This is a genomic window from Ezakiella coagulans, assembly GCF_003096635.1.
In the GTDB taxonomy this organism is placed as follows: Bacteria; Bacillota; Clostridia; order Tissierellales; family Peptoniphilaceae; genus Ezakiella; species Ezakiella coagulans.
The window spans coordinates 15811-36905 of the sequence record NZ_QEKV01000007.1; the positions used below are offsets into that span (position 1 = coordinate 15811).

18 protein-coding genes and 1 tRNA gene are annotated in these 21095 nt (G+C 33.7%); 16 read left to right on the forward strand and 3 right to left on the reverse strand.

Features of this window, described 5'->3' with window-relative positions:
* The first annotated feature begins 320 nt into the window (after positions 1-320).
* The 12 genes from C7381_RS06240 to C7381_RS06290 all read left to right on the forward strand — a co-directional run bounded on the left by C7381_RS06240 (position 321) and on the right by C7381_RS06290 (position 13405).
* A complete protein-coding gene (locus C7381_RS06240; protein WP_034545866.1) occupies positions 321-794 on the forward strand; it encodes a CtsR family transcriptional regulator in 474 nt (157 codons plus the stop codon).
* The gene (locus C7381_RS06245) at positions 784-1194 is read left to right on the forward strand and encodes a hypothetical protein (protein WP_116480304.1); all 411 of its coding nucleotides are present in this window, start codon (positions 784-786) and stop codon (positions 1192-1194) included. Before C7381_RS06240 ends, C7381_RS06245 begins: the two co-directional genes overlap by 11 nt.
* Positions 1175-2128, forward strand: a complete 954-nt coding sequence (locus C7381_RS06250; RefSeq protein ID WP_165803618.1) for a hypothetical protein — start codon at positions 1175-1177, stop codon at positions 2126-2128. The genes C7381_RS06245 and C7381_RS06250 overlap by 20 nt, the downstream gene beginning before the upstream one ends.
* Positions 2121-4508, forward strand: a complete 2388-nt coding sequence (locus C7381_RS06255) for an ATP-dependent Clp protease ATP-binding subunit (RefSeq protein WP_116480306.1) — start codon at positions 2121-2123, stop codon at positions 4506-4508. The genes C7381_RS06250 and C7381_RS06255 overlap by 8 nt, the downstream gene beginning before the upstream one ends.
* 1 nt (position 4509) lies before the next feature.
* Positions 4510-5880, forward strand: coding sequence for a DNA repair protein RadA (locus C7381_RS06260; protein WP_116480307.1), 1371 nt, complete (start codon positions 4510-4512; stop codon positions 5878-5880).
* 102 nt (positions 5881-5982) lie between these two features.
* Positions 5983-6561 carry a ComEA family DNA-binding protein gene (locus C7381_RS06265; RefSeq protein WP_034545855.1) on the forward strand — a complete coding sequence of 193 codons (579 nt, stop codon included), beginning with the start codon at positions 5983-5985 and terminating at the stop codon, positions 6559-6561.
* Positions 6554-7591 carry a selenide, water dikinase SelD gene (selD, locus tag C7381_RS06270; protein WP_116480308.1) on the forward strand — a complete coding sequence of 346 codons (1038 nt, stop codon included), beginning with the start codon at positions 6554-6556 and terminating at the stop codon, positions 7589-7591. Before C7381_RS06265 ends, selD begins: the two co-directional genes overlap by 8 nt.
* Positions 7592-7598: 7 nt before the next feature.
* Positions 7599-8978, forward strand: coding sequence for an L-seryl-tRNA(Sec) selenium transferase (selA, locus tag C7381_RS06275; protein WP_034545852.1), 1380 nt, complete (start codon positions 7599-7601; stop codon positions 8976-8978).
* A complete protein-coding gene (gene selB / locus C7381_RS06280; RefSeq protein WP_034545849.1) occupies positions 8978-10861 on the forward strand; it encodes a selenocysteine-specific translation elongation factor in 1884 nt (627 codons plus the stop codon). The genes selA and selB overlap by 1 nt, the downstream gene beginning before the upstream one ends.
* 2 nt (positions 10862-10863) lie before the next feature.
* Positions 10864-11553, forward strand: coding sequence for a response regulator transcription factor (locus C7381_RS06285; protein ID WP_245893783.1), 690 nt, complete (start codon positions 10864-10866; stop codon positions 11551-11553).
* 82 nt (positions 11554-11635) lie between these two features.
* Positions 11636-11732, forward strand: a tRNA-Sec gene (locus C7381_RS08590).
* A 53-nt stretch (positions 11733-11785) separates the two neighbouring features.
* A complete protein-coding gene (locus C7381_RS06290) occupies positions 11786-13405 on the forward strand; it encodes a phospho-sugar mutase (RefSeq protein WP_116480309.1) in 1620 nt (539 codons plus the stop codon).
* A 47-nt stretch (positions 13406-13452) separates the two neighbouring features.
* On the opposite strand, the gene sdaAA is transcribed toward C7381_RS06290, so the two are convergent.
* The 3 genes from sdaAA to C7381_RS06305 are packed head-to-tail and all read right to left on the reverse strand — an operon-like array spanning position 13453 to position 16848.
* The gene (gene sdaAA / locus C7381_RS06295; protein WP_116480310.1) at positions 13453-14337 is read right to left on the reverse strand and encodes an L-serine ammonia-lyase, iron-sulfur-dependent, subunit alpha; all 885 of its coding nucleotides are present in this window, start codon (positions 14335-14337) and stop codon (positions 13453-13455) included.
* 1 nt (position 14338) lies between these two features.
* Positions 14339-15010 carry an L-serine ammonia-lyase, iron-sulfur-dependent subunit beta gene (gene sdaAB / locus C7381_RS06300; RefSeq protein ID WP_034545838.1) on the reverse strand — a complete coding sequence of 224 codons (672 nt, stop codon included), beginning with the start codon at positions 15008-15010 and terminating at the stop codon, positions 14339-14341.
* Between the two features lie 2 nt (positions 15011-15012).
* A complete protein-coding gene (locus C7381_RS06305) occupies positions 15013-16848 on the reverse strand; it encodes a hypothetical protein (RefSeq protein ID WP_116480311.1) in 1836 nt (611 codons plus the stop codon).
* A 93-nt stretch (positions 16849-16941) separates the two neighbouring features.
* Here C7381_RS06305 and C7381_RS06310 point away from each other — a divergent pair, with 93 nt between their 5' ends.
* Genes C7381_RS06310 through C7381_RS06325 form a run of 4 tightly spaced genes read left to right on the forward strand, consistent with a single transcriptional unit; the run spans position 16942 to position 21093 of the window.
* Complete coding sequence (locus tag C7381_RS06310; RefSeq protein ID WP_116480312.1) at positions 16942-17787, forward strand: hypothetical protein; 846 nt, start codon at positions 16942-16944, stop codon at positions 17785-17787.
* Entirely contained in the window at positions 17784-18821 is a 1038-nt protein-coding gene (locus C7381_RS06315) for a metallophosphoesterase family protein (protein WP_116480313.1), read from the forward strand. The genes C7381_RS06310 and C7381_RS06315 overlap by 4 nt, the downstream gene beginning before the upstream one ends.
* Positions 18818-20413, forward strand: coding sequence for an ATP-binding protein (locus tag C7381_RS06320; protein ID WP_116480314.1), 1596 nt, complete (start codon positions 18818-18820; stop codon positions 20411-20413). The genes C7381_RS06315 and C7381_RS06320 overlap by 4 nt, the downstream gene beginning before the upstream one ends.
* Entirely contained in the window at positions 20410-21093 is a 684-nt protein-coding gene (locus C7381_RS06325; RefSeq protein ID WP_034545825.1) for a metallophosphoesterase, read from the forward strand. The genes C7381_RS06320 and C7381_RS06325 overlap by 4 nt, the downstream gene beginning before the upstream one ends.
* Positions 21094-21095 lie beyond the last annotated feature (2 nt).

Sequence of the window (21095 nt, forward strand, 5' to 3'; positions counted from 1 at the left end):
AAATATTAATTCAGTAAAAATGCAGGTAATATGCCTGCATTTTTTAGTGTATATTTGTAAAACAATTAATTTATTTAATTTTATATCTGCAAAAATTGTATAATTAATGCTATAATCATCATATATATTCTGTTATAAATAATCGTACGCTTATAATAATTAGCAAATAATGGCGAAATTCTTTAATACATATCAGCTAATGATTATCTAAAACACGAATTTTAATCATTTTGATTTAAGAATTATATTTGTGGGTATAAACAAGGTTAGAAAAGGTCAGAAATAATTTGATGATAAATTAAAGAAAGGGGTTGAGATTTTTGGCAGGATTATCTAATTCAATTGAAGATTTTTTGAATAAGCTTTTAGACGATAATGAAGGGATTGTTGAGCTCAGAAGGAACGAACTTGCCAATGACTTTAATTGCAGTCCATCGCAAATTAACTATGTTTTACAAACCAGATTTCAACCGACAATGGGATATTATATTGAATCGAGACGAGGCGGCGGAGGTTATATTAAGATTGAAAGGGTTGAAATTCATGTTCACAATGGATTTTTTGAAGAGCTGTTGGATAGTATAGGTGATTCTATTACTTTAAATGCAAGTGAACAAATCATAGATATGTTAAGTTCATATTCTATTATAGATAAAAAGGAAGAAAATTTACTCAAGGCGGCTATTGAGGAAAGAGCGCTCGATATTAAGGGGCAAGACAGAAATGTTTTGAGAGCAACTTTACTTAGAAATATGTTGCTTGCGGTTTTCAAGGAGATTGATTATGAAGAATAGAAATTTATATAATGACGCAAATGGTGGTGAAAATCACAATAGAGTAGATGTTAATGTTGTTCTTTCCGATGATATTATGAATTTCTTAAAGGGACTAGAAAAGTTGGCATCAGATGGGGATGAAGATAGCAATGAAAAAGAGTGTCCGAAATGCCACAGAAAGTGGGCGGATATAAGTCTTAGGATGGCTGTTGGATGCGAGGTTTGTTATAAAGTATTTAAGAAGGAAATTTCAGAAGCAATGAAAAATAGAAATCTTTATCCTATGCTTCAAAAAAGGGATGAGTTTGCGGATTTAAAACGCGATCTTGAGGTAGCGATAAGACTTGAAGAATATGAGAAAGCCGAAGAGATTAAGAAAAAACTTGAGGAGGCGGCACATGGTAATTCAAGGATATAGTTTTGACTTTTTTAGAAATTTAAGGGGTTATAAATATCCGTCAGAACTTACTTTGGAAGAGAAAAATGCAGTGAGAAATACTTTTCTTTCAGAAATTTCAAAGCTTCCAATTCCATTAAGATATGTTCCTTCATATTTTGCACAAAAAGGTGAAGTGGATTCTTTCGTGGAGAAAAATCTATTATCAATGGGTGTTTCCAATGAAGATGCAAGTATTTTATATGATGATAAATCAAAAATAATAATTACTATTAATGATACGGAACACTTATCATTTAGCGGTTATACTTTGGATAATCCTGTGAAGAAGTATGATGAATTAAATGGATATTTGAGGATTATGTCAGAAGATTTGGCTTTTCAAAAAGATAGAAATTTCGGATATTTATCGAGTCAAATTCCTCTTTGTGGAAATGGATTTATGATTGATTCAATCGTTCATATTCCGGCACTTATGAATTCTAACAAGGTAATGTATATGGTAAACAAAACTATGAGAAGGCCTGGTGCACTTTTGATTCCGTATTCAGATAAGGCTGCAGCAAGTGCATTTTTTATAGTTAGATGTATTTCAAAAACAGAACCGTATAAGGATATAAATTTTATAGAAAATATTGTGTCCGAGCTAGAAGTAAAAGAAAGAGCCGAAGCTTATGAACTAGGACAAAATCAAAATTTTATGGAGTTTTTGGCAGATAGGGTTGAATCGGCAAGAAATAGTGGAAGAATTAGTACCGGTGATTTTTTGAGAACCGTTGATGATATTATACTTTTTAGAAAAATCATGGGCGATGAAGTACAAGGCGAGAAAATCAGAAATGTTCTAATAAAAACACAAGGCACGAATATTTCTAATATGAATTTTAAACATAATGAAATCGAAGAATATTTTTATTCTTTGCTATTTGAGGATAAGGAGGGATTAAATGCTTGATTTTTCAAGGTTTGATAAAATCGCAAGAGAGGTAATAGAGTTCAGCGAAGAAGAGGCTAGAGCGTTAAAGGCTGATGTTGTCGGCACTCATCACATTCTTCTTGCCGCTCTGAAAAGAACAGATGCTGAAATTATAAACGTTTTAGCAAGATATGGACTTGATTATAATAGATTTTACAATGGACTTGTTGATATAGTGGGAATCGGTGATAGTGAGAGGGTTCAAGGAACAACACCTGGGTATAGGAGAGTCGTTACAAGAGATGTAAAAAGGCTTGCGGCTTTGATGCGAGAAAATATGGTCACTCTTGATGTACTTGTTACCGCAGCGATAAGTGATAATACAGATATTACTGATATGGTATTGAGAAGTCTTGACTTTGACAAACGGCTATTCATAAGAAATATGCTTAATCAGGGCGATGAAGAAATGGGCCCGGACGGTCCAAACATGTCGGATGAAGAAATTTTTGAAAATTATACTACAAATTTAAATGAAAAGGCAAAGAGTGGAGAGATTGATCCTGTTATAGGACGTGAAAAAGAAATCTCTAGGATGGTTGAAATTTTGTCGAGAAGGACAAAAAACAATCCGACGCTTATCGGCGAGCCGGGAGTTGGTAAAACGGCTGTTGTTGAAGGTCTATCTGAAAAAATTGTATCAGGAGATGTCCCATACTATTTAAAAGATAAAATCATTTATAAGGTTGATTTGACAATGCTTGTTGCCGGAACAAAATATAGAGGGGACTTTGAAGATAGAATTAAAAAACTTCTTGAAAGGGCAAAAAATGACGATACAGTCATTCTATTTATTGATGAAATTCATAATATTGTCGGTGCCGGGGGGTCAGAGGGAAGTCTTGATGCTTCGAATATTTTAAAGCCTTATCTGGAAAGAGGAGACATTCAAATCATTGGAGCTACTACATTTGATGAATATAGAAAATATATAGAGAAAGATTCTGCACTTGAAAGACGGCTTCAAACCATAACTGTTGAAGAACCTACAGTTGATGAAACTATAAAGATTTTGAAAGGTATAAGAAAGAAATTCGAGGAATATCATAGGGTTAAGATTACAGACGATGCACTTATTGAAGCGGTAACTCTTTCGGAAAGATATCTTACTGAAAGATTTTTACCGGACAAAGCAATCGACGTTATGGACGAGGCGATGAGTAAAAAGCGTACAAAAGTAAAGGGTGAAGATTCTTCGAAGATTCTAAAAGAGCAATTGGAATCTATAATCGAGGAAAAGAAAGCGGCTGTTTTAAAACAGGATTTTTTGCGTGCTGCTCGACTAAGAGATGAGGAAAGAATAATAGAGGACAAGATTTCAAAAGACTCGCTCGAAGCTGCAAATAAGTATGAAGTTGTGGACAAGTCGGTAATCGAAGAGGTTGTGTCAACTTGGAGTGGAGTTCCGGTTTCTCAAATGACTGACAATGAACTTTTAAAATTGAGAAATTTTGAGAAGAAGTTAAGTGATAGAGTTATCGGTCAAGAGGAAGCAATTTCTGTCATTGATAGAGCTATAAAGAGGTCAAAGGTAGGGCTTAAAGACCCGAATCGTCCGATTGGAAGCTTTTTATTTGTCGGACCGACAGGAGTTGGAAAGACTTATCTTGCAAAGAGAATTTCTTATGAGCTATTCGGAGACGAGAATAAAATGACAGTTGTAGATATGAGTGAATTTATGGAAAAACATAGCGTCTCAAAGCTCATCGGTTCGCCTCCGGGATATGTCGGATATGAGGAAGGCGGTAGGCTTACTGAGTCCGTAAGAAAAAATCCGTATCAAGTTATTTTGTTTGATGAAATTGAAAAAGCACATCCAGATATTTTCAATGCTCTTCTACAAATTTTGGAAGAGGGAAGACTCACAGACAGCAAGGGAAAAGTTGTAGATTTTAAAAATACGGTTATAATTATGACTTCAAATGCCGGCACATCTGATTTAAAGAAAAAGAACACATATGGCTTTGGAGGAGGTAATGAAACTGAAAACGAAGCGATAAAGGGCAAGGTAGATAAAGCACTGAAAGAAATGTTTAAACCTGAATTCTTGAATCGTGTCGATGAAATTGTCGTATTTAATACACTCAACCAAGAAGCAGTGAAGAAAATTGTAAATCTTGAAATTGAAAAGATAAAATCAAGAATTAAAGATAAATATGAACTTGAAGTTACGGATGATTTTTTGACTCATGTTGCAAAGGAAGGATATAGTGACACTTACGGTGCAAGACCTATAAAGCGTGTTTTAATGAAGTCGCTTGAAGATGTTATTTCAGAAGAAATTGTCCGCGGTCAAATTCAACCTGGGGATAAAGTTATTCTCGATTTCAAAGATAAAGTTGTGGTAAACAGGGAATAGTATGGCTAAAAATAATTTGTTCAGATGCACAGAGTGCGGATATGAATCTGTTGGTAGTTTTGGAAAGTGTCCAGGTTGTGGCAAATGGGGGACAATGGTTGAAAAAGAGCCGGAACCGGTAAAGAGCATAAATGTAAAAGGTAAACGAAATATTGGAAGCGGTGTTGTTTCAAAACTTTCAGAAGTAAAAGGCTTAAATTCTGACCGAGTAATGTCAAAAATAAATGAACTCGACAGAGTTATGGGTGGCGGAATCGTTAGAGACTCCGTCACCATTTTGACCGCACGTCCCGGTGCAGGAAAGAGTACACTTCTTCTGCAACTTTCAAATAAACTTGGCGAACTTGGCTATAAGGTTTTATATGCAAGTGGTGAAGAAAGCGAAAGTCAAATAAAAAAGAGGGCGGAAAGAATTTTAGATAAAACTTCGGATAATCTTTATGTTATTAGCACAAATAGTCTTAATGAGGTAGACCAAAGTGTTAGAAGCATGTGTATTGATGTTTTGATTGTTGACTCAATACAAACTTTCGTTCTCGATGAATATTTACCAAGCAGGGCCGGAAGCCCTACACAGAGCCTGGAATGTGCATATAAATGCGTTGAAATTGCAAAAGATAAAGAGAATCCGAGAATTGTTTTTCTAGTAGGACAAATGAATAAGGAAGACGAGTTGTCCGGACTTCGTTCTATAGAGCATTTGGTCGACACTGTTTTATATATTGAAGGTGAAAAAGGAGAAGCATTAAGATCTCTTGTTGCTACAAAAAACAGATACGGCTCAACCGGCGAAATGGGATTCTTCCAAATGGAGGACAAAGGACTTATTTCTATTGACAATCCTTCTGAGTATTTTATGACAACGAGAGAAAGTCCAGTCAAAGGTTCTGCACTTGGTGCAATAAAGGAAGGCTCACGACCGATTGTTCTTGAAGTTGAGAGTCTTATGAGTAAATCTTTCACACCATATCCGTCTAGAATAACGGACTCAATAAAAAAAGATAGTTTAAATATTTGTATTAGTATTCTTGAAGACACAATGAATTTAAAACTTTTTGATCAGAATGTTGTCCTTAAAGCGGTTGGGGGGTTTAGAACATATGATCCGTCTTTAAACTTTGCGATTATTATGAGTATTGCAAGTTCTTATTACGGAAAACCTCTTAATAAAGATGTTGTTTTTATAGGAGACGTTGCTCTTACAGGAGAAATCAGAAAGTCTCAAAGCCTTTCTGAAAAAATTAAAGAAGCTGACAGAACCGGGGTTAGCGAAATTGCAATCAGCGATAGAAATGGGGATTTTAAAGCTACGAATGCAAAAGTGATAAAATTCAAAAATATATCTGAGGCGATTTCCCATTATTTGAAATAGTTATAGCATTGAAATTTCGATATTTCAATGCTTTTTTTATTGCAAATTATTAATATTTATGTTAAAATGAAAATATAGTACGTGTTCTTTCGGGAGGAATATATGAAGAAAAAATTTATTTATTTAATTATAATTTTTATTTTTTCATTTGCCGGATGTAAAGACAATAATGAAGATATACTTAGGTTTAAAACGAGTGCAAATGAGATTAATCGAGAGGACATTGTGGAAGAAAAGAGTGAGAAAAAGGACGATCTTTTGATTGTTCATGTTAGTGGAAGTGTTAAAAGATCCGGAGTTTACCAACTTGAAAAGGATAAACGTATTATCGATGCTATTGAAAAAGCGGGTGGACTTTTAGAAGAAGCGGACCCCGATGCATTAAATCTCGCTGAGAAGATTAAAGACGGGATGAAGATCTATGTGCCGAAAAAAGGAGAACAACCTACTGCGGCTGCGGATCTTAAATCTCAAAGTTATATAGATTTAAATTTGGCAACAAAAGAAGAGTTAATGACTCTTCCGGGAGTTGGAGAAAAGACGGCTGATAAAATTATTGCCTATAGGGAGGCGCAGCCATTTGAAAAAGTAGATGACTTGTTAAAAGTTTCCGGTTTCGGTAAAAAGAAAATGGAGGCTCTAAAAGGTTTGATTGCTGTTGGAGGGGAAATATATGAGTGATGTAAAATTAACACAATATGCAAAGACAAGCGGCTGAGCGGCAAAAGTCGGTCCCGACATATTGTCGCAAGTTTTGCGAGGAATAACAAAAAATGTAATTTCAGATGATAAATTATTGGTTGGCATAGAGACATCGGACGATGCGGCGGTTTATGATTTAGGAAATGATAATTTGTTAATAACCACTTTGGATTTCTTTACTCCTATTGTTGATGATCCATATACATTTGGACTCATCGGAGCTGCAAACTCATTGTCCGACGTTTATGCAATGGGCGGATATCCGAAGATGGCTATGAATATTGTGTGCTTTCCAAACTGTTTAAGCCCTTCCATTTTACAGGAGATTTTAAGAGGCGGATTCGATAAGATGATGGAAGCGGAATGTCTTTGTGTAGGTGGACATACAGTTCAAGATGATGAGCCGAAATATGGACTTTCAGTTTCAGGATTCTGCCACAGAAAAGATCTTTTAAGAAACAGTTCTGCAAATGAAGGTGACCTCATTATTATGACAAAGCCAATAGGAACTGGTGTATTAACAACTGCAATAAAAGCAGGTTTTGCAAAGCAAGATGAAATAGATGAAGTTGTAAAGTCGATGAGCACACTCAATGCTTTTGGGTTAAAGGCTATTGAGCAAGGCGGTGGTGCAACGGCAGCAACGGATATAACAGGTTTCGGACTTGCAGGACATCTTATTGAAATGCTGGATGGCGCTGATTTATCGTGTGATTTGTATACAGATAAACTTGTAGCAATCAAGAGTGCACATGACTATGCTCAAATGGGACTTGTTCCAAAGGGAACATATGATAATAAAAAATATTTTTCAAATAGATATGAATCGATGCACAACGATTATATAGATGACTTGGTTTTTGACCCTCAAACATCAGGAGGCCTTTTAATTACTGCTGATGAAAAAAGGGCAAATAAAATTATGCAAGCACTTAATGATTCACCATATCCGGGAGCAATTATAGGTGAAGTCACTAAGAAAAGAGAAAAACGACTTTATGTAAAGTAGGTGTTGTATGTATAGTAAAATTCCTAAGATGGATGAAATTTTAGGTCGTGATAAAATAAAAATACTATCTGATTCCGTTGATATTGAAGCTATAAAAGATCTAGCAAATGATATTTTAAACGGTTTTAGAAACGATATCAGAAATGGAATCACAGAAGATGAACTAGATAGAAAAATTGAAAGACTTGATGATGACATAATTGAATCATTTTCAAGTTTGAAAGAGGATCGCCTGAGACCTCTTGTGAATGCAACCGGAACAGTTATTCACACAAATCTTGGAAGAAGTTTAATAAGTAAGGACATGGTATCTTCGATTGAAAACATTCTTCTTGGATATTCAAACCTTGAGTTTGACCTTGAAAAAGGAGTTAGAGGGCTCAGATATTCTCACATTGAAAGCCTCATTACAAAAGTGACAGGAGCTGAAGCGGCAATGGTTGTAAATAACAATGCTTCAGCTGTTCTTTTGGTGCTTTCAGAGTTCGCAAAAGGAAAAGAGGCTATTATAAGCCGCGGTGAACTGATTGAAATCGGTGGAAGCTTTAGAATTCCTGATGTTATGGAAGCAAGCGGATGTGAGCTGAGAGAAGTTGGAACTACAAATAAAACACATCTTTTTGATTATGAAAGAGCGATTAATGAAAATACCGGCGTTATTTTGAAAGTTCATACGTCAAATTATAGAGTTGTAGGTTTTACTGAAGATGTTAAGGCTTTTGAATTAAAAAAGCTTGCCAATGACAACGAATTGCCGCTTATTGAAGACTTGGGAAGCGGAGTTCTTGTAAATTTGGAAGAGTATGGTCTTATGCATGAACCGACTGTTCAAGAGTCAGTCGAGTCAGGCATTGATATTATTACGTTCAGCGGAGACAAACTTTTGGGCGGACCGCAAGCGGGGATAATTATCGGTAAGAAAAAATATATAGACAGACTAAAGAGAAATCAGTTGACGAGGGCTCTTAGAGTTGATAAGATGACAATAAAACTTTTAGAAGAAATTTTTAAGGTTTATTTATACGAAAAAGATCCAGTTAAAAAGATTCCTACACTTAATATGATTACAAAATCAAAAGAAAATATTCTCGAAGATTCAAAAAAAGTTTCAAAGGGTCTTAAAAAATTGGGATATGAAGCTGAGGTTGTGGAAGATTATTCGGAAGTTGGAGGAGGAAGTCTTCCAACTGAAAAGCTTCCGACCTATGTTGTCAAGGTATCCGATGATGAACTTTCAGAAGGGGAGATTGACTATAGGCTTAGACATTTGAAATATCCGGTTGTTGGAAGAATCCACAAAGAATATTTTATCATAGACCCGAGAACTTTTATTGACGATGATGTCAAAAGAGTAATTTCAGCTTTTAAAGAAATTAAGGAGAGTTAATGAAACACTTTATTATTGGAACTGCCGGCCACATTGACCATGGAAAAACATCACTTATAAGAGCTCTTACAGGCAGAAATACAGATAGATTGTCAGAAGAACAACAAAGGGGAATAACAATAGATTTGGGTTTCACATACTATGATGATAAATCAGGTGTTAGAGTTGGAATCGTTGACGTACCTGGGCATGAAAAGTTTGTAAAAAACATGTTGTCCGGTGTTCATGGAATGGATATTGTTCTTGTAATTGTAGCAGCGGATGAAGGAATAATGCCGCAAACTATAGAGCATCTTAATATTTTAAATTTGCTTGGAGTTGACAAGGGCATAATCGTTATAACAAAGACTGATATGGTTGATAAAGATTGGTTGGGACTTGTTCTTGATGATGTTAAGGAATATATTTCTCACACATTTTTAAAAGATGCACCGATTGTCCCTGTGAGCTCAAAAACGGGTGATGGTATCGATGAATTGAAATCTTTAATTTCTAAATTTATTAGTGAAATGCCTGAAAATATAAATAAAGGTGAAGGAGTTCTTCCAATTGACCGCGTGTTCACGCTTAAAGGTGTGGGTACAGTCGTTACCGGGACTCAGACTCATGGCGAGTTTAAGATAAATCAGGATGTTTTTATTTATCCTGAAATGATTGAAAGTAAAATTCGTTCAATACAAGTTCACGGTGAGGATATGAATGAAAGTTTCAGTTCGCAACGTGTGGCGATGAATCTTGCAAATGTAAAAAAGGAAGATATAAAAAGAGGTTCGGTCATTTCGGTTAAAGATCATTTGCTAGTATCAAATTTAATTGATGTTAAGCTAAAATGTATACCAGACTCAAAGTATTCAATAAAAAATAGGTCCCGTGTAAGATTTCACATTGGGAGTGAAGAGACACTAGCACGAGTTATACTACTTGATAGAGGGGAACTTAATCCGGGAGAAGAGTGTTATGCGCAACTACTTCTTCAAGACGAAATTGTTGCGATGCGAAAGGATAAATTTATTGTAAGATTTTTCAGTCCGGTCATAACAATTGGCGGTGGAGAAATTTTGGAACTAAAACCAAGCAAGAAAAAGAGATTTAGAGAAGAGTCCATTGAGCTTATAAAGAATAAGGATACTGACAGTATTTCCGAATCGATTGAAGCTATTCTTGCAGATCGCGGCACAGATTTTGTAACGAAGTCAGATCTTTCGAAGCTTCTTTCTATACCGGAAGAAGATATAATAAGTGACATTGAAAATCTTGAAGACGAAGGAACCGTCGAAACGATTGGAGACAATTATCTAGTTCTTTCTTCAGATATAAAGAAAATTCAAAATGGAGTAATAGAATATCTTGAAGAGTACCACAAAAAATTCCCTTTGAGACTGGGTGTTTCTTTAGAAGAAATAAGACAAAAGTTTTTGAGAGGATTAAATCAAAAGATTCAGGATTCTTTTTTAAATCGTATAAGTGCCGATAAAGATATTATCATAGACGATAATTTAGTTCTTTTGAGTACTTTCTTCAGAACGTATACCGATGCTGAACAAAAGAAAATTGATGAAATTGTTAATTACATGAAGAAAGAAAATCGTTTATACAAAAAAGAAGAGTTGATTGGAGCATCACCTGATTTGATAAATGCAATGATAAAGGATAAAATTTTAATTGAGATGTCAAAAGAGGTTTTGCTCTATGAATATTATTTAAAATGTACAGATACAGTTTTTAAGTTATTCAATGAACATGAATCAATAAATGTTAAGATTCTAAGGGATGAATTGGAAACCAATAGAAAGACTGCTGTTGCTCTTTTGGAATATTACGATGCTAAAAAGATTACTAGAAGACAAGGTGACGAAAGGTTTTTGTTTAAGAGAAGGGATTAATTTTGAGGTTATTAATTATAGATGAAAATAGGTTGTCGGCCGGAAATCTCGCATACTCAATGGAACAAGATGATTATGAGGTTAAGATTTGTACAGACCCGAAAAATGAACTTCTGGGTGTGTTGGGTGCAAATTATGATATAATAGTTATGGAACTTGATTATTCAAATATTAATGGTCTAACAATAATTCAAAGTATAAGAAGGATGTCGACTATTCCTATTATTATTACTACTGAAAACAATGATGACATTCAAAAGATTTTGGCACTTGAATATGGTGCGGATGATTATTTGATTAAACCATACAATATACTTGAATTGAAAGTCAGAATAAAAGCTATAATGAGAAGGCTAAAGTCTACATTTAAGGACACAGACGATATAGATATAAAGTTTGATGAATATATTATAAAACCGGTGGGGAGAGTACTCGTGAAGGATGACAGCGTGGTTTCACTTACCGGAAAAGAGTTCGATTTGATTTATGTTTTAGGTTCTAATCCGGGAAAAGTTTTTTCAAGGGAAGAACTTATGACGAAAGTTTGGGGATATGATTATTATGGTGACGTTAGAAGTATTGATGTTCACATAAGAAGAATCAGGGAGAAAATTGAAAAAGAGCCGAAAAACCCTAAGTATTTATTGACAAAATGGGGACAAGGTTACTATTTTTATGATTATAACAAATAAATCGTAAGGGGGTTTATGAATGTAACATAAATCCCTTGAATTTTCTTTTTTGTTCGTGTATAATAGAACTTGTTGGATTTGTGGGGGTAGATGGGTCCTGGTGGGCCCTCCGGTCTTCAAAACCGGCGAATGGGGTTCGGAGCCTCATTGGTGTGTTCGATTCGCACGTACTCCCGCCATATATGAGACTGTTCTATTTGAATATAGAACAGTTATTTTTTTGGAGGATTTTATGAAAAGAAAATGGACAGATGAGAGAGTTTATGGTAAAGATACTGTTACTCGTGTTCTCTCTATGAGTAATGAAGAATACGAAGCGGCATTTGATGGCAATCTGAAGTTTGGGACTGCAGGCCTCAGGGGATATATGGATGCAGGAACAAACAGGATGAATGTTTTTACCGTTAAAAAAGCGGCTATCGCTATTGCAAAGTGGATTAAAAAAAATAATGCGGAGGATAGGGGAGTTGTGATTGGATATGATGTAAGGCATAATAGTCGTGACTTTGCGAAAATAACTGCATCTGTAATGGAATATTTTAATATTAAATATTATTTTTTTGATGAAATTGTTGCAACACCTCATCTTTCTTATTCTGTAAGACATCTTAAAACATTCTGTGGCGTTATGGTTACTGCAAGCCACAATCCAAAAGATTATAATGGATACAAAGTATACAAAAGAACAGGTTCTCAAATTTTGGAAGACGATGCAGAAATTATTGAATATTTTATGAGTGAAATAAATGAAGAAGAACTAGCAAACATTCCTAACAAAAAACCTATTGAATTTAACTTTAAACATGTTTTTAACGATTATTATAGAGATATAATGTCACTTAGTATGTATGACGATAAAACGCCTTTTAAGATGGTTTACAGCCCATATAACGGTTGCGGAGAGAAGACGGCTAAGAAAATCTTAAAAGATAAAAATGTTATGTTTTTTATCCCAAAAGAGCAAGAGTTTCCGGATCCGGATTTTACGACTATTCCATATCCAAATCCGGAGGTAAAGGAGACTTTTTCACTTGCAATTGATTTAGCAGAAAAAGAGAATGCAAATTTAATTGTAGTTAACGATCCTGACGCTGACAGAATGTCTTTTGCATCGAGAGAAGGAAAGATTTTCAGGATTTTTTCAGGCAATGAAATCGGTGCAATTCTTATCTACTATTTACTTCTCGTACGCAAAGAGCGAGGCTTAACAACTAACGGAAGAATTGTTAAGACGATTGTGACTGATGACTTGGGTATTGAAATTGCAAGAGATTTTGGATATAAAACATTTGAAACGCTTACGGGTTTTAAAAATATATCAGTTTTTGCAAATGAACTTGACGGAAAAGATGAAGAATTTATTTTTGGGTATGAAGAATCGATTGGATATGAAATAGGGAGCGTTGTTCGTGATAAAGACGGTTTAAGTGCACTTTTGTATGTAGTTGACGCATACAGATATTTTAAAAATAAAAACATGACTTTTCAAAATGTTTTGGAAGAAATACATCAAAACTATGGATATCACATCGAAAACAATTTTTCGATTTATTTTGAAGGTGTCGATTCTAGCGAAAAAATGAACGGAGTGATGAAAGAGTTTAGAGAGGATTTTGTGGATCGTCTTTTTGATATCGAGGTTGATAAAAGAAAAGATTATTTGTTGGAAACCGGAAGTATGAAGACTAATGCTCTGATATACAACCTAAAAAACGGAATAAAAATTTGCATGCGCCCATCGGGGACAGAGCCTAAGCTAAAGATTTATATGTATGGAGTTGGGGATGACAAAGAAAAAATCATGATTGAGCTCAATAAGCTCCGCGAAAAAGTAGAGCAATTTGCAAAATAAAAAAAGCTGTATAAGATTTATTATTATAAGTCTTATACAGCTTTTTTTTAGTTTTCGCTATGTGCGTTTTTTTCTTCCATTTCTTCTCCGAGCTTTTCAGCTGTAGGAGTTGCGGCAAGTCCACCCAAAGCGGTTTCTCTTAAAGCTTCAGGAAGTGAGTTTCCAACTTGTCTCATAGAGTCGATTGTTTCATCGAGTGGAATGAGGCATGGTAATCCGGACATTGCAAGGTCAGCTGAGATTATAGCGTTCACAACACCGCTTGCATTTCTAAGGTTACATGGATATTCAACGAGTCCAAGAACCGGATCACAAACAAGGCCTAAAATATTTTTTATAGCAAATGCGGCACTTGCAAAAATAGTGTCGATATCATAATCTCTCAAATAACAAATTGCAGCGGCACCCATTGCGGCAGCTGAACCACATTCTGCTTGACATCCGCCTTCTGCACCGGAAATACTTGCGTTTTGAGCAATAATTTCACCGATGACACCTGCTACGATTAGTCCTTTTACAAGCTTATCATCATCATATCCATATTTTTCTTGCATAGTGAAAAGGGCAGCAGGCAAAATTCCACTTGCACCTGCAGTAGGGGCAGCAACTATTCTTCCCATCGAAGAGTTAACTTCGGAAACAGAAAGAGCCATTGCCATAGCACGGGTAATTGTCTTTCCACTGACTGAATCTTCTGCAAACTTATTAACTTTTACAGCACTTCCACCTGTGATTTTTGACATTGAATAGACAGCTTGGTCAAGTCCTTTATACGCTGAATCACGCATGACTTCTAGTGTTTCGTGCATAAGTTCGAGTAAATCTGCCTCTTCTATTCCGGTATTTTCGAAATCTTTATCAAGTGCGATTTGCCAAATTTCTTTTCCGGTTTTTATACACAAATCTTTTATTTCTTTTGCTTTATTATACATATTAGTCATCCTTTCCATGGTCAATGAATTTAACAAAGTCAAAGTCATATAGTCTTACCATATCGTCAATTACAGCAGGATCAATATCACTGTCAAATTCACAGATTAGAGTTGCTTGTTTTCCGTTTCTTATAACATTCATATTCGCAATGTTAAATCCTGAAATTGCAAAAAGTGAGGTAATTCTAGATATAATACCTTTTTTATCTTGATATTTTGCAATTACAGTAGGACGTTCTCCGGTAAATGTAATGTCGGTTCCGTTAATGTCTGTAATAATAATATTACCACCACCTATTGATGAACCTTGAACATAGAAATCTGGTTTGTCGTTAAAATGGAAAATCATTTTTACCGTATTAGGATGACAATATCCTAGATCGGTTGGAATAAATTCATATTTTAGACCGATTTTGTCGGCAATTTCGAATGAGTCTCTAATTCTTTCGTCGCTTGGAGAAAAACCCATAACTCCGGCAAGTAAGGCCTTGTCAGTGCCGTGTCCATGATAAGTTTTTGCAAAAGAGCCATGGAGTAAAAAAGTAACTGAAGTAAAATTTGCTCCGACAATATTTCTTGCAATTTTTCCAAGTCGACATGCACCGGCAGTGTGGGAACTTGAAGGACCTATCATAATAGGACCCAATATTTCTTTTAAACTGAAATCTCTCATATTTATTCTCCTTTTTTAGTTTTCGTTCTCTTTTTATTAAGTAAGAAAACAAATAAAAATATTAAACCTGCCGCCATTAAATAAGAAATAAAAATACTAACAGGGTTTAAATCTACATTAATTGAACTTCCGTTGTCTTCTTTTTTGTCGAGAAGTTTAGACATCTTGTCTGCACTAAAGTTCAAAGTTTCATCGCCTATTTCAATGTTGTAATAACTTTCGAAAATATCATCCAAATCATTTATGTCGATGACATAGCTTCCGTCAATAAGATGTGGAGAATTTTTTAGGCTTAACTTATTTGTGCCGATTGTAAAATCTCTATTACCAATTTCAAGTCTTATAATTCCGCCGAAATAAAAAGTTCCGCCATTCTCTTCATACTTTATATTTAAATAATCCGCAAGCTCGTGAGCTCTTACATAGTGTTTGCCTTCGTAGTTTAAAAGTTCAAATTTTCGTTTCTTTTTTCCTTTGGTGGAAATCGTGTAAGATTCATCTATAAATGAAGGTATCTCGTCTTTTAGATAGTACGCTTTTGGAGCGATTGTGCTGTAATTACCCTGGTCGTAAATTATATATCCGTTTCGAATAACAGAATCTATTCCGGTTGACGGATGAATTTCTTCTGTCATTGATGAGAATTGTGAAATATTCTCAGTATTAACAATGATTAGATCAGCATCTGCCCCGGTTTCAATGCATCCTTTATTTTGAAGAAAAGAGCGATTTCCAAAAATATTTCTCAGTATTGTTGATTGAGAAAATACAGTATTATAAAAATCTTTTTGCTCAGGCAACTCTTTATCAAAGGTTAGGAAAAGTCTTCCCATAAATGTGTTTATTCCAGCGGTAGAAGGTCTCGGCGCATCGAAACGATTAAAAGACTCCGAAACAAATGAATTGCAGGTTAGAGCCTTATTTATTATTTTTTCATCAATAAGGCCAATAACAGAAAGTGTGTCAGTCATGTTTTTATTTTCTGCACTTAAACGAAATATGTTGAATTCATTTTGATTAATTGAAATCTGATTAATAAGCTTGTTAAATTTTTCGTCGCTTATTTCAGAAGGCACAATATTTGTATAGCTAAAAGGGTAGCCACCCATAAAAACGTTTTCTTCATCGTTTGAATAACCGATAATATTATCCATTGAGCTAAAATGAAAGTTTGAATTAACTATATAAATTTTTCTGTCATTTTTCTGATCATTTTTAAATTTGTCAAGCCAAGGAATGATTTTTGAGTCTTCAAACTCGAAAAAATCGAGATAAATCGGATAGCTTACAGGAATGTTTTTTAAATTTGGAAATTTTGAATTTGGAGTCGGCTTAAAATATAAACCGGCATATCCTTCATCTAAACGTTCGTTTAAATCAGATTCAAACTTTTCCTTTTCTTCCTTTGATGCGTTTGGATTAAAAATTGGGGTGAAATCATAAATCAAAATCCTATTTATATAGCTTATTTGATTTTCCTCCTGAAGAATATATTTATCAAAAGGGAGGTCTGATTTTATAACTGTTGTAGTGACCCCATCTTTTAACCTCAGTTGATTATATTCTTCGTTTTTAGCATCTGAAAGAGCATCTATGAAACCAGGCAAAACAAGTTTGTCCTTGGCATCAATCACGTTGCTTCCGTTTATTTCATCTCGTGTTATTTTTTTTATTTTACCGGAGCTTATACCGATGTTATAGTTTTTTAGATAAACGCCGGCAAGCGGATCATATATATTACCATTTAAAATGACTGTGTCATAGTTTTCAGGTTCCGCTTGTATAATTATACTATTAATTAATAAAAATGCAAGTATTATTGTCAATAATTTTTTCATATCTTCACCACATATTATTATATCCTATTTTTTGTAGAATTTAAAGAGTAAAAGGTTAAAAAATGGGTAAAAATAAAAGTGGAGGAGAGATTTATGTCGCTTTTGGTAGAACTAAGTCCTAAACTTTTGCTTGAGTTTAAAGACGGAGAAAAATCATGTGATATTTCATGTGATTTAAGAACAAAAAATTTATACAAACTTATGAAAAATTATAATTGTGATTTTAAACTTCTGACGGCGCTTGGGGGCAATTTTGGCGAGGAAATTTACAATTATTTCATGAAAAATTCAGTTAAGGTTGAAAGAATAGATATTCGTGATGACACAGGAGTTATTGGTATTATCAGAGATGGAAAAATAACTTTAAGTGGCGAGTCCTCATCTCAAGTTTTTACATTTGATGATATTAGATCTATAAAAAGTAAATACATAACGTCTATTTACAATGAAAATGATATTATACTTCCGATTTTTGAATCGGAAATGGAATTTGCTTCTGAGTTTATAAAAAAAGCAAACGAATACTATAAAAATATTATTATATTCGGACCGAAAGCACATCTATATATAAAATTTAACCCAACAATTGCTATTTTAACAAAAAAAGAAGTAGTTGATCTTTGTCCGTTTAAAATTACATCTAATTATGAATTTGTAAATTTCTCATATAGTTTGGTTGAAGATTTTAAAACGCGAGTTATTATTATTGATGATGATTCACTATATTTTTACAAAACCGGAATCTGTTATTTGATTGAAAATATCAAGACAGATTTTACTAAAACTCTATTTGCAACTGTTTTTGCATCTCAAAATAATATGGACAATGACGCAATAATACAATTTGTTGCAGCTGCAAATATTATGCCGTCTGATTCAAGGATTGGTGACATAATTGAAAGGTCAAATAAAATTAAGGTTGGTGTTTATAGAAGATGAGGGAATTCAGCTTTTTGCACATAAGTGATTTACATCTATGCGAGCCATTTAAGAATAATATTTATCTTGATGGCTATTTTTTACGTGAAGAAATGTGGAGAACTCTACAAAATGCAGTTATGTATGCAAATGATAAAAATATAGACTTTATTTTTATAACCGGAGATATTTTTAATAAAGAATATTTTACAAAAGCACATGCTCTCAGATTTATAGAGATTTTAAAGAATTTTATGGGAGAAAAAATTTTTATTATCTTTGGTAACCATGACTATGTCGGTGGAGATAATGTTCTTGTAGACGTTGATATTCCTGAAAATATAATAGTGAATTTTTCAAATGAAATAGATGAATTTGTCTTGCAGGATTATGATTTATCGATATTTATGCACAGCTGGACAAATTCTATTGAAAGAGTTCCTGTTATAGATGCGATAAAGTTTAAATCTAAAAGAAATATTTTACTTCTTCATAGTGGCACTAATGTTGACTCAAACTATATGCCGGTGGCGGTTTCTAGCCTAAATAGATTTGACTATGTTGCACTCGGACATATTCATAAGCCGATGGAACTTTCAAAAAATGTATGCTATTCTGGAAGTCTCACGCCTTTATCGATTGGAGAAACAGGAGATCATGGCGGAATGTACGGCGTCATTGACGAAAAATTGAAATTGCAATTTGTACGGCTTTCAGAATTAAAATATATTGATACGGAGTTAAATGTTGACGGTCTTTCGTATGAAGAAATTATAGAAACTTTAAAAATTGAAGGTGGAATTAATATTTTAAGGCTTAAACTCAAAGGCTCAAAAAATATTTATATAAATTCAGATGACTTAAAGGCAACTTTGTCCAATTTTTATAAATGTGTAGAGATTCTTGATGAAAGAATTTATACTGAAGAGTTTATGAAAACGCATTCTGAATTATTTGCAGGTATTGTAAATTTTTTGGATAAAAAGAACTTAGATGAAAATTTAAGGCGTGAAGTTATCGAAAATGCAATTAAACATTTGGTGGGAACGAAATGATAATAAAAAATATACGATTAATTGAATTTGGAGCATACAAGGACAGAAGTTTTAATTTTGATAACGGTTTAAATTTAATTTATGGAAAGAATGAGGTTGGCAAGACCACATTAAGATCGAGTATTGACGCAGTTCTTTATGGATTTCTCGATGGAAAAACACTTAGAAAATCATATGTAGATGGCTTTGAAACTTATACCGGCGGTTCATCTAATGTGAGCATGAAACTATGCTATGACAATAGGCATTATCTTGTAGAACGAAATCTAAGTATGGAAACATGCAGGGTTTTTGACGAGGGAAATAATGATATAACGGAAAAATTTTCTCTTACAAATAAAATCCTGACGCCTGGGAATGATTTTTTAAATGTTGACAGTGAAACGTTCAGGAAATTTTTCTATATTGATACTACAAATAAAGATGTCGGAGATTTAGGATTTTTGATTTTGAAAGATGAAATGGATGAAGACATTGTTTCAAAGGCGATTAGAAATCTAAAAAAAGAAAATGAAGAACTTGGAAGCGACCGTTCGTGGCAAAAGAAAAGACCGAGAATAAAAAATGAGATTGCAAATTTAGAGGATGAAATAAGAGCTGGTGAAGAAGTACTTATCCAAAGTTCTAAGAAAAAAATTAAGACTGACGAAATTAATAATGAATTGAGAAAACATGACGCCAGACTTTTGAAGCTATATAGGAGAGAAACAAAACTTGAGGACTTAAAGAATGAAATATATCATGACAGTTTAAATATGAGTTCTAAAAAGAAGTCCAATAAAATTATCTTTCCGATTCTTGCTGTTTTATTTATTTTGGCGGCGTTTGTAACCAAATACGCATTTAATTTAGATAAATATTTTTGGTATTTAAATATTATTTCGGCGATTTTTATTGTTGTTTTTATTTTGAGTAATATTTATAACTCGGATAGTAATGAAAAAAAAGAATATGAAATTAATGATGTTTTGGGTGAGATTTCAATAGTAAATTCAAAAATTAAAGAAATAAATGATTCTAAAATGGAACTTCAAAAAGAACTATCTTTTTTGGAAGGACAGCTTGATAATATAATGAAAGTTTCTGAAAATACATTATATCTCAAAGATAGGCTTTCTGTTTTAAAAAGACAAAGCGAAAATATGGATAGAAGATATTTGGTAAACGAACTCACAATCGATGCATTAGATTTTTTAAAAATTGAAAAGAAGAAAGCACCGAAAACTATGATTATTAATAGGGCAGAGGATATTTATTTTAATATTACAGGTAAAAATGATTTAATAATAAGCGACAAGATGGAGTTATTTTTAGATAGAGAGAGAAGAATGGGCGAAAAAAATTTTTCGTCAGGAACAATGGAAATTGCAATTTTTTCATTAAAGCTTGCATTTAACGAGTTTTTGACTGATGAAGATTTTATTATTTTTGATGATGCTTTTTTATTTGTTGACGATGAAAGACTGGAAAAAATTGCAGAGATATTGTATAATATTTCAAGTAAAAAACAGATTATGTATTTTACATCCAATAAGAGATTGTTGGACATAATAAATCGCAAATATTATAATATAAACGAGGTGATTATTTGATTTATGCGCTTTCCGATACACATCTTGACGGCGGAAAAAACAAACCTATGGATGTTTTTTCAGACAGTTGGATTGATCATAAACAAAAGATTCAATTGAATTGGGAGCGTATAGTTAAAGATGAGGACACTGTTCTCGTTGCCGGGGATATAAGCTGGGCTATGAAATTGGAAGAGGCAATTCCGGATTTGGAATTTCTCGATTCGCTACCTGGACAAAAGATTTTATCAAGGGGCAATCATGACTATTGGTGGTCAGGCTTAAAAAAGATGAATGATTTAAATCTTAAGACAATAAAATTCTTGCAAAATAATTCATACAGCGTCGAAGGTTATGAGATTGCAGGTTCGAGAATTTGGCTCGATGACACTTCTAAAGAGTACGAAGAAAATGATAAAAAAATTACGGATAGAGAAATTATAAGATTAAAGCTTAGCCTTGATACATGTAAAAGGGGTAGGCCGATAATCGCAATGCTTCATTATCCACCATTCGACAATAATAAGCAACCGAATGTGTACGCAAAAATCCTTGAAGAGTATAATGTTGAAGTCTGTATCTATGGACATCTTCATGCAAATGGGCATCAAAATGCTGTTGAAGGAAACATTAATGGAGTTGAATATTTTTTAACATCCTGTGATTTTATCAATTTCACACCTGTTATCATAAGGAGGTAACA

What these genes read in the sequence shown, in the direction of transcription:
- C7381_RS06260 (WP_116480307.1), top strand. Translation starts at nt 4,510, where the DNA reads ATGGCTAAAAATAATTTGTTCAGATGCACAGAGTGCGGATATGAATCT.
- selB (WP_034545849.1), top strand. Translation starts at nt 8,978, where the DNA reads ATGAAACACTTTATTATTGGAACTGCCGGCCACATTGACCATGGAAAA.
- sdaAA (WP_116480310.1), bottom strand. Translation starts at nt 14,337, where the DNA reads ATGTATAATAAAGCAAAAGAAATAAAAGATTTGTGTATAAAAACCGGA.
- C7381_RS06305 (WP_116480311.1), bottom strand. Translation starts at nt 16,848, where the DNA reads ATGAAAAAATTATTGACAATAATACTTGCATTTTTATTAATTAATAGT.
- C7381_RS06315 (WP_116480313.1), top strand. Translation starts at nt 17,784, where the DNA reads ATGAGGGAATTCAGCTTTTTGCACATAAGTGATTTACATCTATGCGAG.
- C7381_RS06310 (WP_116480312.1), top strand. Translation starts at nt 16,942, where the DNA reads ATGTCGCTTTTGGTAGAACTAAGTCCTAAACTTTTGCTTGAGTTTAAA.
- C7381_RS06290 (WP_116480309.1), top strand. Translation starts at nt 11,786, where the DNA reads ATGAAAAGAAAATGGACAGATGAGAGAGTTTATGGTAAAGATACTGTT.
- C7381_RS06265 (WP_034545855.1), top strand. Translation starts at nt 5,983, where the DNA reads ATGAAGAAAAAATTTATTTATTTAATTATAATTTTTATTTTTTCATTT.
- sdaAB (WP_034545838.1), bottom strand. Translation starts at nt 15,010, where the DNA reads ATGAGAGATTTCAGTTTAAAAGAAATATTGGGTCCTATTATGATAGGT.
- C7381_RS06255 (WP_116480306.1), top strand. Translation starts at nt 2,121, where the DNA reads ATGCTTGATTTTTCAAGGTTTGATAAAATCGCAAGAGAGGTAATAGAG.
- C7381_RS06320 (WP_116480314.1), top strand. Translation starts at nt 18,818, where the DNA reads ATGATAATAAAAAATATACGATTAATTGAATTTGGAGCATACAAGGAC.
- C7381_RS06250 (WP_165803618.1), top strand. Translation starts at nt 1,175, where the DNA reads ATGGTAATTCAAGGATATAGTTTTGACTTTTTTAGAAATTTAAGGGGT.
- C7381_RS06245 (WP_116480304.1), top strand. Translation starts at nt 784, where the DNA reads ATGAAGAATAGAAATTTATATAATGACGCAAATGGTGGTGAAAATCAC.
- selA (WP_034545852.1), top strand. Translation starts at nt 7,599, where the DNA reads ATGTATAGTAAAATTCCTAAGATGGATGAAATTTTAGGTCGTGATAAA.